The following is a 14,320-nucleotide window of genomic DNA, read 5'->3' as shown; positions in this document are numbered from 1 at the left end:
TTGAGACGCGCATAATGAGTAAGCAAAAAGACCAATTTATCGCCCTGCTGGGTGATCTATTCCAACTCAACCAGCCTGAGCTGGACTTCGGTCTGTACCGCATCCTTCACGCCCGTAGCGCACAGATCAAAGCCTTTATCGACACCGAGCTGGGTAGCGAGATTGATGCCCACTTTGCCGGCCAATCGCAAAGCAACGCGCATGACGCGTTAGAAGCAGCACGGGTAAAGGTCGCCGAAACGCTCGGGGAAGATGCCTTCCTGCCCACGGGTGAGCTGAAGTCCGAATATCGCGGTACCAAGGTCGGCAAAGAGTTCGAGCTAGCACAGCAGCATGCACGCGATGGCGGCGGAGTACTGGCTGACGATGCCCAGGTGTATGAACACCTGTACCGCTTCTTCAGTCGCTACTACGACAAGGGCGACTTCATGTCGAAGCGCTACTTCGTCGCAGAAAACGACAGCCGCGCCGCCCCCTATGCCGTGCCCTATGATGGCCGCGAAGTCATGCTGCACTGGGCTAACAAAGACCAGTACTACATCAAATCGAGCGAAGCTCTCAGCAACTTCACCTTCGACCTCACCGCAGCCCAGGCCAAGGAACAAGGCCCGCAGAGCGGCTTCGAATTCCAGCCAACAGCCACAACCCCGCTGAAGGTGCATTTCCGCCTGGTCTCAGCCGCAGAGGGTGAGCACAACAACGTTAAAGAAGGCCAGGAGCGCTTCTTTATCATCCACGCGGCAGAACCGCTGAAGCTAGAAACCAACGAGAAAGGACTGCCGGAACTCGTCGTGCAGTTCGACTACCGCCCCGACAGCACGAAATCCGGCCAGGCCGGCACCTGGCAGCAGAAACGTCTGGCGGAGGCAGAGCAAGTCGTAGGCGAACAGCTGGCTAACCTGGTGTTTACTCACCCAGAGTTACGCGCCTTCGAGCAGCCGCTGTTTGCTCCAGCCCCTACCGACAAGCAGCCCAACCGCACGCTGCTGGGTAAATACCTGGGGCAGTTCACCGCCCGCAACACCATGGACTACTTCATCCATAAAAACCTCGGTGGTTTCCTTCGTCGCGAGCTGGATTTCTATATCAAGAACGAGATCATCCGCCTCGACGATATCGAGGCCGCCGATGCTCCGCGTGTGGATGAATACCTGAAAAAGCTGCGCGTGCTGCGCAAAATCGCCCGGCGCATTGTCGACTTTCTCGCCCAGCTTGAAGACTTCCAAAAGAAGCTGTGGCTCAAAAAGAAATTCGTTGTCGAGACCCAGTACTGCATCACTCTGGATCGTATCCCGGAAAGTTTCTATGCAGAAATTGCTGCCAATGCACAGCAGCGTGAGGAGTGGGTAAAACTGTTTGCTATTGATGAGATCAAGGCAGATATGGCCCAACCTGGATATAGCGAACCGCTGACCGTAGACTTTCTGAAAGCCAACCCATTCTTAAGTATTGATACCCGCCTTTTCGAAGAACGCACAAAGGACCAGCTACTAGCGAGCCAAGAAAATCTTGATAAATCCAGCAGCGGCATTTTATTGCACGGTGACAACTTCCAAGCTCTAAATCTTGTGCAGAACCGTCTCAACAAGCAAGTTAAAGCCGTGTACATCGATCCCCCCTACAACACGGACGCTGGGCCTATCGCATACAAGAACGGTTATCGGAGCTCTTCTTGGTGCTCTCTGATGGCGGATCGTCTAGCCATCACACCAAACCTAATGAGCGTTGACGGTATTTTGTGCGCCACGATTGATGATTATCAGCAACGTGAGTTGAGCTATCTGATCGAACAGCAATTTGGACAAGATAATTTGCTTGGCACCATTGTGGTTCGCATCAACCCGTCAGGCCGACCAGTGCCGAGTGGTTTAGCGCAAGCACACGAGTACGCCATCTTCGCAAGACATACTTCAGTTGGCGAACTGGAAAAGCTGCCGCGCACTGAAAAACAATCGGCTCGTTATAAGCAGGAAGATGAAAATGGAAATTTCATGTGGGAGCTCTTCAGAAAAAGGGGATCAAACTCGGAGCGAAAAGATCGTCCATCTCTTTTCTACCCTCTATATGTAAAAGGCGAGTCAATTCGTGCGCCTAGCATGAGCTGGGATGAAGATAAACGATTGTGGACTGATATAGAGCCTACGAAGCGCGATGAAATAGCTGTCTATCCACTTGACGACTCTGGCAGTGAAAGAACGTGGAGAGGAAAGCCCAGCAATGTTGAAGCTCAGCCAGGAAACTACCGAGCAAAAGTTAACGATGACGGAAGCATAACTATTTACTATAAGTTCCGCCCTGGATCAGATGGCGTACTTCCTCCAACCAACTGGATTGATGCAAAGTACTCGGCAACCGAACATGGTACTGGCGTACTGAAGCACTTCTTCACGGGCGCATCCCCATTTACCTACCCCAAATCAATATACGCAGTAGAAGACTGCCTTCGCATATCTGGCTTGGGAGACTCACAATACGCTCTGGACTATTTCGGAGGGTCAGGCACTACCGGTCATGCAGTAATTAATCTCAATCGTGAAGATGATGGAGATCGAAAATATGTTCTGGTTGAGATGGGAGCTTACTTCGATACAGTACTCAAGCCGCGCATTCAGAAAGCGGTCTACTCCAAAGACTGGAGCGAAGGAAAACCCGTATCTCGGGAAGGTATTAGCCATTGCCTAAAATATATTCGTTTAGAGTCTTTCGAGGACACGCTAAACAATCTGCAACTGCCAGACACTCCTCGTCTGAACACCGGCACTCCTGAGTCTGTAGAGATGAATCGGGACTATATGCTCAAATACTGGCTGGAGTTCGAAACCGCCGGCAGCCCAAGCCTGCTCAATGTGCGTGAGTTTACCGACCCCACGTCCTACAAACTCAAGGTCAAGCAGGCCGGCAGCGATGCCCAGGTGGAGAAAACCATCGATCTGGTGGAAACCTTCAACTGGTTGATTGGCCTGCATGTCGCCCACCTCGACCAGCCGCGCCGCTATGCCATTGAGCTGGTGCGTGAGGCCGATCCCGAGCTACCCAAAGACCAGGATACACGCTGGCGCTCCACCGCCATCAAGGAGCGTGACGATGGCGAGTTCTGGTTCCGTGCTGTGGAAGGCCACATCCTCAGTGTGCCGGGCGACGAGTTATCGCGTGAACGTGTTCTGGTTATATGGCGCAAGCTGACCGGCGACTCCGGGCGCGATCAAGCCGCCCTCGAAGCCTGGTTAAACAAGCGCGGCATCAACCCGCGAGAAAGCGAATTCGCCACCCTCTACGTCAACGGCAACCATGCCCTGCCCAGCGATGGCGATGCCGCCACACGCGTGCGCCTGATCGAAGAGACCTTCGCCCAGCGCATGTGGGAGGACGCTTGAGATGGCCCGCGCCCCACGTAAAAGCAAAGTTCAGCCAGTACTGGTAGCGAGTCACTTTCAGGATGCATTGGTACTTAATCAGTACCTTATAAGCTTGTTTGGCATCGACCCCTTGGTGACTCACAAAGACGAAGGTCGCACCGTGCGACCGCTGGAGATCATCGCCAAGTCACTGCGCAGCGCCGAACCGGGCATCGGTCCGGATGGCAAGCATCGCTTTCTGGCCAAGCTGATCTCGCACTTGCCTGTCAATGCGACACTGACCCCAATTGAACTCGAGCGTTACGACGCCAACCTGGTGGCCCATACACGGGCTATCAATGCTCGGCGCAAGAACAAGGGGGAGATCGCCTGGAAGTACTTCCAGTGGCTGACGCTGCTGTTTGTCGAGATTTACCTCGACCGCTACTTCAACGACCGCCAGGGTCTATGCGCAGCGCTCAACGAATTTATCGAGCGTTTCAACCAGCACCATCTAGGTCAGGGGCGCGAAACCGGCATTGGCGTTTATGCCGTTGAAGACCTCAACAAGATCTGCCTGCAAAATGCCACGGGCAGCGGCAAGACGCTGCTCATGCATGTGAATTTGCTGCAGTTTGCTCAGCATGCGCGGGCAACCGGGCAGGCTGATGCTTACAGCCGAGTCATTGTGCTGTCGCCGAACGAGCGCCTGTCCGAGCAGCACGAACGAGAGCTGCGCGAAAACGGCTTTTACCCGGAGCCACTGCGCCAGGAAAGCGACCTGATCTCACGCGGGCAGAATGCCCTCGATGTACCGCTGCTGACCGAAATCACCAAGCTGGCGGACGAACAGAAGGTCAAGCAGATGGCCGTCGACAGTTTTGGCGATGGCAACCTGCTGCTGGTCGACGAAGGTCACCGTGGCATGAGCGGCAGTGACTGGAAAAGTAAGCGCGACAAGCTGGCGGCCAAGGGCTTCACCTTCGAGTACTCGGCCACCTTCAAACAGGCCGTCAAGGCAGCCAACGACCGCGTGCTGGCCGAGAGCTACGCCAAAGCCGTGCTGTTCGATTACAGCTACCGCTACTTCTATGCCGATGGCTACGGTAAGGACTACCGCATCTTCAACCTGCCTCGGGATGAGCTGGCACACAAGGACACCTACCTGACCGCTGCCCTGTTGGGGTTTTACCAGCAGTTGCGCATGTTCACCGAGGCGGGCAAGCGCTACACCGGCTACAACCTGGAAAAGCCGTTGTGGGTCTTTGTCGGTGCCAGCGTTACCGGGCGCAAGGTCGATGAGGAAAGCGTATCGCCATCCGATGTGGCGCAGATTCTCGACTTCCTGGCGCGCTTCCTCGCCCACCGTGAAGCCTTTACCACGCTCATTCATGCGGTGCTCAACGGCAACAGCCAGCAGACAGGCCTGCTCGATGCACAAGGCCACGACATCTTCGTGCAGTCCTTCCCCTACCTGAAGGGCTTGAAACAAAGCGCGGCACAATTCTATGCCGACATCTGCCAGCGCCTGTTCCATGCCCCTGGTGGCGGTCACTTAGTGATCGAGCGCGTGAAAGGCGACAGCGGCGAGCTGCTGCTGAAGGTCGGCGAAGCCGACCAACCCTTTGGCGTCATCAACGTCGGCGATGCAGCGGCGCTGGCCAAGCATGTACAGGGCGAACTGGAAGACAAACATTCCCTGGCCGAGGTGCGACCCAGCGAATTTGGCGAGCCGGTGTTTGGCGACGTGCACAAACCCACCTCGCCCATTCACATGCTGGTCGGCTCGAAGAAGTTCATCGAAGGCTGGGACTGCTGGCGGGTATCCAGCCTGGGCCTGATGCGCATGGGCCAGAGCGAAGGCGCACAGATCATCCAGTTGTTCGGGCGCGGCGTGCGCCTGAAAGGCAAAGACATAAGCCTGATGCGTACCAGCCGCTATCAGCCGGTGAACCCACCGCGCGATATTCACTTCCTGGAGACGCTGAACGTGTTCGGTGTGCAAGCTGACTTTATGGCAACCTTTCGCGACTTCCTCGAAAGCGAAGGCCTACCGCCGAACGATGCGCCGCATGTTGAGGAAATCACCCTCAACGTCACCCACGATTTTGGCCAGAAGCTGAAGATCCTCCGCTCCAAATTCCGCAAGGACACCCAGGAGCAGTACGACTTCCGTAAGCATGGCCCCATCGTGGATCTCAGTATCGGAGCCCTCCCGCCTGGCTTGACCAAGGGGGGCGTGCCCTTGGTGGTTGATCGATTCCCACGCCTGCAAATGATCCAGGCCAAAGAGGTCATGGGCCAGGCCCCTGAGGCAGCCGATAACCCGCCACGCCACTTCGATGCCCTGCGCCTGTCGATGCTCGACTGGGACAAGCTGTGGTTCGATCTGGAACGCTTTCGTCGCCAGCGACACCTGGACAACGTCATCGTTAAAGCAGAAGTGCTACGCCCACTGCTGGAGACCCCAGACTGGTATCGCGTCCTGGTGCCCGCGCACTGGTGGGCACCTTCGATGGCCAACCTGCGTCACTGGCAATCGATAGCCTTCGAACTACTCTGCGGTGCCCTGGAGCGCTGCTTCAATCACCAAAAACGCAAATACCTCGATCCGCGCATGGAACTGGTGCTGCTCACCCGCGAGAACGAAAACCTGCCGGGTGACGACATCAACTACCAGTTGATCGTCGAGGCGACCGAGCAATACCTGATCGACGACATCAAAGCGCTGAAGGAAGAGCTCGCTCAGGTGGGCTGGCGTGATCACGGCCACGTTCAAGGCCTAAGGCTGGATGCTCACCTCTATGAGCCACTGCTTTCCAGCGAGAAGGTGAAGATCCAGCCTGTCGGTCTCAACAAGTCAGAGTTTCAATTCGTCGAAGACTTGCGTCTTTGGCTGGCGGCCAACGAAACGAATCTTGCTGAACGTGGAGAGCGCATCTTCCTGCTGCGAAACCTGGCCAAACAGGGCGTCGGTTTCTTTGAGGCCGGCAATTTTTATCCAGACTTCATCCTCTGGTGCCTGAAGTCGGATGGCAGTCAGCGCATCTGCTTTATCGACCCGCACGGACTGGAACACGAAGGCCCCGGCAGCGACAAGATCCAGCTCTCGCAAAACATCAAGGATCTGCAGGCTCGCCTGAATGATCCTGGGGTCACGCTGGAGTCGGTCATCCTGTCACCGAGTACGAACCGCATGCGCATCCAGCACCTGTGGAGTCAGCAAGGCCTGCCCACCCCAGATCTGAATGCGCTGCATGTTTTCTTTATCGGAGAGCCGGACTACATCAGCAAGGTGATGGGGCTCGTGCTGCCGTAACTTCCTACAAAACCCAGGCTTCTTCAGGGCGGTTTACCCTGCCCTAAAGACCACCTTACAGACGCTGCCCCAGCCAGCAGCATGCGCGTCGTCATTTGCCGACCATCCGCTGTCACGGCGTGCACCTGACGAATTTCCCTGACGCTCAGTCGTCATCTGCCGTCGATCTGCCGTTGCCATCACGGATCATGGGATAATTCAGTCAGAAACGCAGCAACCATGCGGGTTACAGCCACGACACCCCTTCACGACACCCCTTACCTAGACGACAACACCCCTATACAACACCCCTTGGTTTCACCCCTTCACCCCTTCCCCCATGGCTTCACCTCTTCACTACACCCTTTACCCGAAGAGGTGAAACGGCTTAAAGCCTTTAAGAACGGAGCTTTCAGACACTTCCACCCCTTCACTTCACCCCTTGATTCCGCCTCCTCGGCCCATGACTTCACCTCTTCACTACAGCCGCTGCCCTGTAACCGAAGAGGTGAAACGGCTCCAAGCCTTTAAAGACGACGCATTCAGCCACTTTCACCCCTTAACTTCACCCCTTAGGCAGAATCGACTGATTTCCTCTATGTGAGGTGAACCGTCAGACTCCCATAAGCAAGAGAGGTGGTGTGAGCATGCTTTTTTGAAACGTGTCGCGAAGCGGATATAAGCGGTGCGCTGGTCGCTTTGGAATTCAGTCACCCAAGAGCCGACGGAAAAGGGACTTCAGGAGGATGAAGTCCTTGGGATTGGCACAGCAGATGAGAAGCTGGATTCAGTGCAAGTTTTCAGCCCAGAAGGAGCAAGACATGGACTCGATTGAGCTACTGGTTTACGCGGTCATCGGCGTGGTCGGCACGTTGGGAGTGGTAGCGGTGATTGGCTATAAGGTCGCGGATCATCTCGACAAGAAAAATCACACCGAGTGATTTTGCAGCACACCGGCAGACCCGCATGACGGTCGCTTGGGATTCGCCAGGGCTTGGATAAGGTTCTGGCATGTGCCAAGTCCAGCAGGTTCACGTCATGAGCAAAGTTGAGTGCCAGTGCTGCAAGAAGATGATGGTTCCGAAGGTGATCACCAGCGCGCCGTTCTACATCAGCGGAATACCCGTGGGCGGCCGTGCCCCGGAGTCGTCCGTATGCCCTTTCTGCCTATCGCCGAAGTGGATGCTGACCGAGCATCAGGCTCTGGCTGCCGGCAAGGCCAATGCCGAGTTCTACGGCCTTATGGTTCTCGCCCTGGTGAACATCGTTGCGTTCGTCCGTTTCGGCGAACTGGTGGGCGGTATAGCGCTTGCGGTGTCAGTCGCAACCGTTCTCATGCGCGCCAGGATGATTCGAGCGCTGCGCCGTCGCCTGGGCCGTAAGGCGAGCTAGTTCACGCCAGGTGGTCAGAGTTCTCCCCAGGCGGCGGATACGGTCTGCTTCGCAGCCTGGGTAAGTTTCATGCGAATCTCACTGCTGCCCGACAACACGTCAAATCGCGTCGTCACTCGGTTATTTGATCGCGGATTTTAAGCACCGTGGTGGTACTGCACCCTGCATGGCGAGCGGTCGCCCGAATCCCCAGACCAGCGCCGAGCAGCTCACCAACGCGCTGATGCAGCCCCTTGTCAGCAGGCCGACCTTTGTAAGCGCCGGAAGCTTTTGCCCTCTGAATGCCCTGCGCCTGGCGCTCCCGACGCTGCTCATAGTCCTTCCGCGCAATAGCCGCCATCATCTCGATCATCATGCCGTTGATAGCTGCCAGCATTCGGTCAGTGAACTCATCACCTGCCGTTTCTCTCATGCCTTGGTGGCTGGTCGGCAGATCCAAGGCGACGATGCGCAGTCCCTTGGAATCAATCGCAGCCTTAAGCGCCTGCCAATCAGCCACCGGCAGCCGTGAGAGCCGGTCAATACTCTCAAGCAGTAACACGTCACCTCTATGGGCATCAGCTAGCAGCCTCAACAGCTCCGGCCGGTCAGCCCTGGCCCCACTGGCGTTCTCGATGTACTGCGCGGCAATGGCCTTGCCATGGCCAGCAGCGAACTGCTGCAGAGAGTTACGGGCACGACTGGCGTCTTGCTCCGCAGTGGATGCACGAAGGTAGGCGCGAACGAACATGAGATTTCCTTTCGTGTATCAGTTTGGGTGGTGATTTTTAAACGTATCACTTAGACCGTTATTTATAAAAGTAAACACCAGAAAAACATTGCCCTCGGACGTATCAGCTAAGGCATACCCAAGGTGGACGGATGAATTGTATGCATAAAAAACCCCGCGGGTGACGGGGTTGCGCGATGGTTAAGCTTTCTGCTTGAGCTGCTTGTGGAGGTCGGCTAGCAGCGTTTCTCCATCAGTTAGGTACGTAAGGGTTTGTACGAATTTGATGTTCCGCTCGAGAACACGGCAGATGTCTTTGGGGGACAGTGGTTTTTCCAGTTTTTTGAATCCGTTCAGCTTCTGGAAATGTGTCTTATCTGGCTTCCCATAATGAGGCGCTTTCTGGGTAACACCATCAGCCGTACCAAAGGCAACGATGCCTTTCCCAGACTCATACAGGAAAATTGTGTCGCCAGTTTTAAAGCGGTTGATCTTCTCCTTGTAGCCATCCTCAAAGGCAGCAGCCACACCGTCTCTCAGCATGTAATCGTGGTCAGCGACGTCATGCACCTTGTTGGTGTTCAAGACGTAGTAGTGCTGCTTGTCCTGTGCATGTTGAGGCGGAACAACGTCAACAGATGTGCTTTCGCTCTCCAGTTGCTTCCACGCGGGCAGCAAATACTCAGTGATCAGGTCATGGATCAGATCTTGCCTAGTGCATTCATAAAAATTCGCCAGCTCCTTGATGGCAGCATCCTCTTCAGCGGTCACGCGGATAGTCATCGTTTCCGTGGCTGAGGTCTTCTTGTGTTTCGCTTCAAGCTTCTTAAGGAAATCGCTCATTGTGTTGTCCTCTAGGGTGTGTGCCGATCACATGGCGTCACGCCGGCCTCTAGAAACAACTCTATATATTTTCTTTTAAGAATCAATTTATTTTCTTTTTAATCATCTCCATAGCCCTTGCTGGGGCTCCTTATGTGTACACCTCAAAAGAACGACCGCTGCGGAAGCTGCACGACCGTAACCTGCCTGTGGTGTGCCAGAACACCCAACCAGAAGAGCTACAGCTGCCGCCAGCAAACCGATGCGGGTAATTTCCACACCTTACTAACGCCCCCAGGAAGCCCAATGGCATAAGCCTGCGATATGGGCCGGCTTGGGTTTTCCAGCCCCTGACATAGGGTGTTATGCAACCTCATGCATGCGGAGCGCCACCATGGAATTTCGTCACCTCGGCAACGGACAGACGTTCCCCCCTGTAGCACCGAACGGCCGGATATACGCCGTACCTGTCACACAGGGCAACCAAGTAGAAATTTTCTGCCTGACATCTGAAGGACTCGTTGGAAGCGGCGTTACGGCCAAGTGGGCTGAGATCACGGGCTTCTATTACGACGACGAATCCTGGGAAATCATCCTGCGCAATTACATCGGGAGGGGAATGCGTTTCCGGCGGGGAGTGCCCTGCGGAATCGTCGAAGACGGCTGCGAAACCCTCAAAACAAATATCCAAGGGTTTGCAATTCCAGTTTGCGTAATGAACCGCATCGCCTACGAGCAGAAAAGGCTGCATCAAACCTGAGGTTGTCCTTGGGTTTCAGAGAGCAAGCAGCAATCTGACTGCGTCAGCCCGCATGGCCTCGTCCATCCCCCTGACAGGGAATTACCAGACTTTTAATTTCCGTCGCTTTTGTTGCTTGAAAGCGAAACACACGCGGGGCAGCCGCCCATAGGCTAGCCGTGTAGTTGAAGGGGACTCGGAAATGACCAAAACCAAAGTTAACCGCTGCCTGCACAAGCAGGAACTCGCGAAAAAGCCGGAAGCCAACACTTTTCCAGCAAGCCGGAGTCAACGGGCAGATACGCCACCTTGCGCGCAATCACAAATCCTGATCAGTCAGGAATAACGACATATGCGCTACGTAACCATCAGAAAGTTTGCCAGCGCGTCTGGCTACTCCGAAGACGCTATCCGCTCAAAGCTTCGCGACGGAATTTGGCGGCTCGGAGAAATATGGATCAAGGCCCCAGATGGCCGGGTTTTAATCGATGTAGAGGGATATGAATCATGGGTAGAGATGGGCGGGGAGTTCGGGCAGTCTCGGACTCGAGTATCGAAGTCACGTTCATGTACCGTGGGGTTAGGTGCCGTGAGCGCCTCTCGCTCAAGCCCACCGCCACTAATCTAAAACTCGCCGAACGGCACAAAATTGCTATTGAGCATGCCATCGCCACAGGCATCTTTGATTATTCAGCTACCTTCCCAGGCTCCCCGCGTGCAGCAAGGTTCGCGCCAGAGGCTTGCCGGGAAAACGTGGCTGGCTTCCTAACCCGCTGGCTGACCAGCAAGAAGCAGCACGTTTCCAGCAGCACCTACGAGGGTTATAGGAAGATTGTAGAACTGCGCCTGGTGCCAGCCCTTGGTACCGTCATGGTGATCGACCTAAAACGTAAGACGGTGCGCGATTGGCTCGATACCCTGCATGTCAGCAACAAGACCTTGAGCAATATACAGAGCTGCCTGCGGTCGGCACTGAACGATGCGGTGGACGAAGAGCTGGTGGAGACCAACCCGCTGGCAGGCTGGACATATGCGCGCAAGGGTCTGGTGAAGGATGACGACGTCGACCCGTTCTCTCCAGAGGAGCAGCGAACCATTCTGGCAGCGCTCGAAGGTCAGGCCTGCAACCTGGTGCAGTTCGCTTTTTGGACAGGCATGCGCACCAGCGAGTTAGTGGCGCTTGACTGGGGAGATGTCGACTGGCTACGCGGGGAGGTGCATGTCTCACGGGCAATGACACAGGCTTCCAGCGGAAAGGCCGAAGTGACCAAGACGGTGGCAGGAAAGCGGAGCATCAAGCTGCTTGCACCAGCTCTTGCTGCACTCAAAGCGCAGAAGGCCTACACCTATCTGGCCTATGCTGAGGTTTTCCAGAACCCTCGCACTTGTCAGCGCTGGGCGGGTGACCAGCCCATAAGGAAGACGATGTGGACCCACGCACTGAAGAAGGCAGGTGTTCGCTACCGACGCCCCTATCAGACCCGGCACACCTTCGCCTCGATGATGCTGTCGGCGGGAGAACACCCTATGTGGGTGGCCAAGCAGTTGGGGCACAGTGATTGGACTATGATTGCACGGGTATACGGTCGATGGATGCCAAGTGCCGATAACACTGCGGGGACCCGAGCAGAGCACCAATTCAGCGAAGGGTTGGGTCTTAAAGGAGCTGAAAAAAATTCTTGAACTCGGGCAGTTTCGCGGGCACTGTGCGACGGAATTGTTGAAGCATGAAGCTCCAATTACTTAGGGATAGACCATCAGGTGTCACCAATGGATGACTCTAAAGATTTTCAGCTCAGGTATGTTGGCAAAAGATTCGATGGGACACGCCTTCCAGTCGACATTCTTGCAGATCTTCCTGCCTTCCGAGACTTGCTCGTTGCGTTTGCAAAAGACGAATGGCGGAAGCTGAATTCTAACTATGTTAGAGTGCCACGCGGTTTCGATAAGAGCCTAAGCTTCGACTTAGTCGCCTTGGAGCCAGGCAGCGCTATGCCTAAGCTAAACTGGCGAAAAGAAAGTACTCAGGTCAATCTACCTGGATTCTCTGACCAGATTGAAACGATAGTCCAAGACTCTTATATGGACATCGTCAAACTTATTGACAATGCTGCCAATAGTATATTCCCCGAATCTCTATCATCCGAGCACATCCGAGCACTAAATAAATTTGGATCTCGATTAAAAGATGGGGAAAGGATTGAGTTTCTGGGTTCATCTGACACCAACGGTAATGTTGTTTACTTTGACGCACCTAGACGCAAAGATCTCATCACACATGTACGTGAAACATATGAAGCAAAATTTGAGGGGGTAGGGAAACTTCTAGGATCTCAGGTTGCCGATTCGGTTGGATCTATAACAATAAGAACAGAGCAGCATGGTGATATATCCTTAAACCTAGACCCCGAAAGAATAATTTCCGAATTTGACGGAAACATTAACTCGGATGTTCAGTTTGATCTAACAATAGAACTAGATCACAACAACAAACTCCGAAGCGTGATTGAAATTTTTGACGTTGAGTTGATCGATAGTATCTCCCCGGCGCAGCGTAAATTGCTGGACCGCCTTGAGCATTTAGCAAGTCTAGAAAAAGGGTGGATGGATGGCATGGGAGAAAGGCTATCTGCCACGGCGATTGAAACTGCGGGTTACTTCATCACAATCACTCCCCTAACAGCAGACGCATATAAAATTTACCCGTCCGAAACCGGCGGAATCCTAATAGAACTCGAATGGGATGACTGGGATTACTCTGTAGAGATACAACCTGATGGATCGGTAGAAATGTACGGAATTTCATTGAGCGACACTCAAGAAATAACCCCGATGAGCTTCGAATCTATCGACAGCAGTTTTCTACAGGAATTTTCGTCACGGACGAGGACTTAAAATGACAAAGCTTTCTGATGAAGCGGAAGTTTTATACCGGCAGATTCACCCGGAATATTTTACTGACGGAGAACCATCTAGCGATCGGTTTAAGCCTTATCCGAGAGATAATGGGATGATGTCGCTGGATAGATCGTCGCTCACATCTGCGCAAGACTCCCACGCGCTCTACGTGGAGCAGGGAAGGCTGTCAGCTGCGGTTTTTGGATTGAGCGTAATGGAGTTTAAAAGCGAAAGCATTGAATGTGTGGCAAGTCCAATCGCACAAACACCGACGACGCCAGCTAATCCAGCGCACGCGTCTGCTGATTTCACACCCCACGCAGCAAAGAACCACAAAAATATAGCGAAACGGCTTAAGAGGCATGCCGTGGCTCGGGGATGTCTGTTCACGAAATGACAGCTATATGACAGCCTCCTAGCTATACGTCACAAGATTAGGGGACAGGACGCGGGTTCAAATCCCCCCGGCTCCACCAAATCAAAACCCCTGATTTCTTCGCGGACGTCAGGGGTTTTTCTTTGGGGTTTTGAAAACTCTGTAGCTTGGAAGTCCGCGGCCTATCAGGGTGCCAAGCCATAGATCTAAGCATCAAAGCCTGTCGCATTGCGGGTCCGTCAGTAAGCCTATTATTAACCGGGTGCGACAGAGAGCAGGGAACGCTGCTTCGTGCCTTGCTAATCTTTCCCGCCCGGCGAGCACAACCGCGTAAACGCCATGCGATTGTTGCTAAAGCCTCAAGGCTGATCGGGCTATGCACTCAATATACGTAAAGGGACTTTCATGATTCGAATCCAGCTTTGCATCATTTCTTTGGCCTTGCTCGCCGGCTGCGCGAGCCAGTCATCAACTGCGCCTTATGCCTCAGCCAAGCCTGGTTGCCAGAGCGAGAATCGGCAGGTGAACGGACAGTCGGTCAAAACCGATTTCTGCATTCGCAGCATCCCCTTCAAGCCCTCTGAATATCTGGTGAAGGTCAATGGAGAGGACGCATTCAAAGGCAATGATTTCAAACGCGTCGCCTTTCAGAGAAAGCTTTCGGCAGGCATGGTCAGCGGCGGCTGCAATGTAGTGGTCTACTGATCCCGGACACCCATTTAGGGCGAGAATACTCGCCATAGAGAGGTGT

At 54.2% G+C, this 14,320-nt stretch carries 11 protein-coding genes; 9 read left to right on the top strand and 2 right to left on the bottom strand.

Annotation, left to right across the window (positions count from 1 at the left end):
- The first annotated feature begins 14 nt into the window (after positions 1-14).
- The 3 genes from BUC40_RS21270 to BUC40_RS21255 all read left to right on the top strand — a co-directional run bounded on the left by BUC40_RS21270 (position 15) and on the right by BUC40_RS21255 (position 8,025).
- A complete protein-coding gene (locus BUC40_RS21270) occupies positions 15-3,374 on the top strand; it encodes a site-specific DNA-methyltransferase (protein WP_073268595.1) in 3,360 nt (1,119 codons plus the stop codon).
- Between the two features lie 115 nt (positions 3,375-3,489).
- Entirely contained in the window at positions 3,490-6,654 is a 3,165-nt protein-coding gene (locus BUC40_RS21265; RefSeq protein ID WP_244160680.1) for a DEAD/DEAH box helicase family protein, read from the top strand.
- Between the two features lie 1,017 nt (positions 6,655-7,671).
- Positions 7,672-8,025, top strand: coding sequence for a hypothetical protein (locus BUC40_RS21255; RefSeq protein ID WP_073268589.1), 354 nt, complete (start codon positions 7,672-7,674; stop codon positions 8,023-8,025).
- 112 nt (positions 8,026-8,137) lie between these two features.
- Here BUC40_RS21255 and BUC40_RS21250 read toward each other — a convergent pair whose 3' ends face one another.
- Together BUC40_RS21250 and BUC40_RS21245 are read right to left on the bottom strand one after the other, a co-directional pair.
- A complete protein-coding gene (locus BUC40_RS21250) occupies positions 8,138-8,755 on the bottom strand; it encodes a recombinase family protein (protein ID WP_073268587.1) in 618 nt (205 codons plus the stop codon).
- 180 nt (positions 8,756-8,935) lie between these two features.
- A complete protein-coding gene (locus BUC40_RS21245) occupies positions 8,936-9,577 on the bottom strand; it encodes a hypothetical protein (RefSeq protein ID WP_073268585.1) in 642 nt (213 codons plus the stop codon).
- Between the two features lie 373 nt (positions 9,578-9,950).
- Here BUC40_RS21245 and BUC40_RS21240 point away from each other — a divergent pair, with 373 nt between their 5' ends.
- The 6 genes from BUC40_RS21240 (at position 9,951) to BUC40_RS21220 (ending at position 14,274) form a co-directional block, all read left to right on the top strand.
- On the top strand, positions 9,951-10,316 hold the full coding sequence (locus BUC40_RS21240) for a hypothetical protein (protein ID WP_073268722.1): 366 nt from the start codon (positions 9,951-9,953) through the stop codon (positions 10,314-10,316).
- A 181-nt stretch (positions 10,317-10,497) separates the two neighbouring features.
- On the top strand, positions 10,498-10,641 hold the full coding sequence (locus tag BUC40_RS22965) for a hypothetical protein (RefSeq protein ID WP_167369188.1): 144 nt from the start codon (positions 10,498-10,500) through the stop codon (positions 10,639-10,641).
- 161 nt (positions 10,642-10,802) lie between these two features.
- Positions 10,803-11,978, top strand: a complete 1,176-nt coding sequence (locus BUC40_RS21235) for a site-specific integrase (RefSeq protein WP_073268584.1) — start codon at positions 10,803-10,805, stop codon at positions 11,976-11,978.
- A gap of 87 nt (positions 11,979-12,065) precedes the next feature.
- Positions 12,066-13,190, top strand: a complete 1,125-nt coding sequence (locus BUC40_RS21230) for a hypothetical protein (protein ID WP_139272219.1) — start codon at positions 12,066-12,068, stop codon at positions 13,188-13,190.
- A gap of 1 nt (position 13,191) precedes the next feature.
- Positions 13,192-13,590 (top strand): hypothetical protein, encoded by a 399-nt coding sequence (locus BUC40_RS21225; RefSeq protein WP_073268580.1) that lies wholly within the window; start codon positions 13,192-13,194, stop codon positions 13,588-13,590.
- 384 nt (positions 13,591-13,974) lie between these two features.
- Positions 13,975-14,274: a YajG family lipoprotein gene (locus BUC40_RS21220; protein ID WP_073268578.1), complete on the top strand. Its 300-nt coding sequence runs from the start codon at positions 13,975-13,977 to the stop codon at positions 14,272-14,274.
- Positions 14,275-14,320 lie beyond the last annotated feature (46 nt).

The organism is Phytopseudomonas punonensis, assembly GCF_900142655.1.
GTDB lineage: Bacteria > Pseudomonadota > Gammaproteobacteria > Pseudomonadales > Pseudomonadaceae > Aquipseudomonas > Aquipseudomonas punonensis.
Note: the sequence above shows the minus strand (reverse complement) of the source record. Positions and strands in the feature narration are given on the sequence as shown.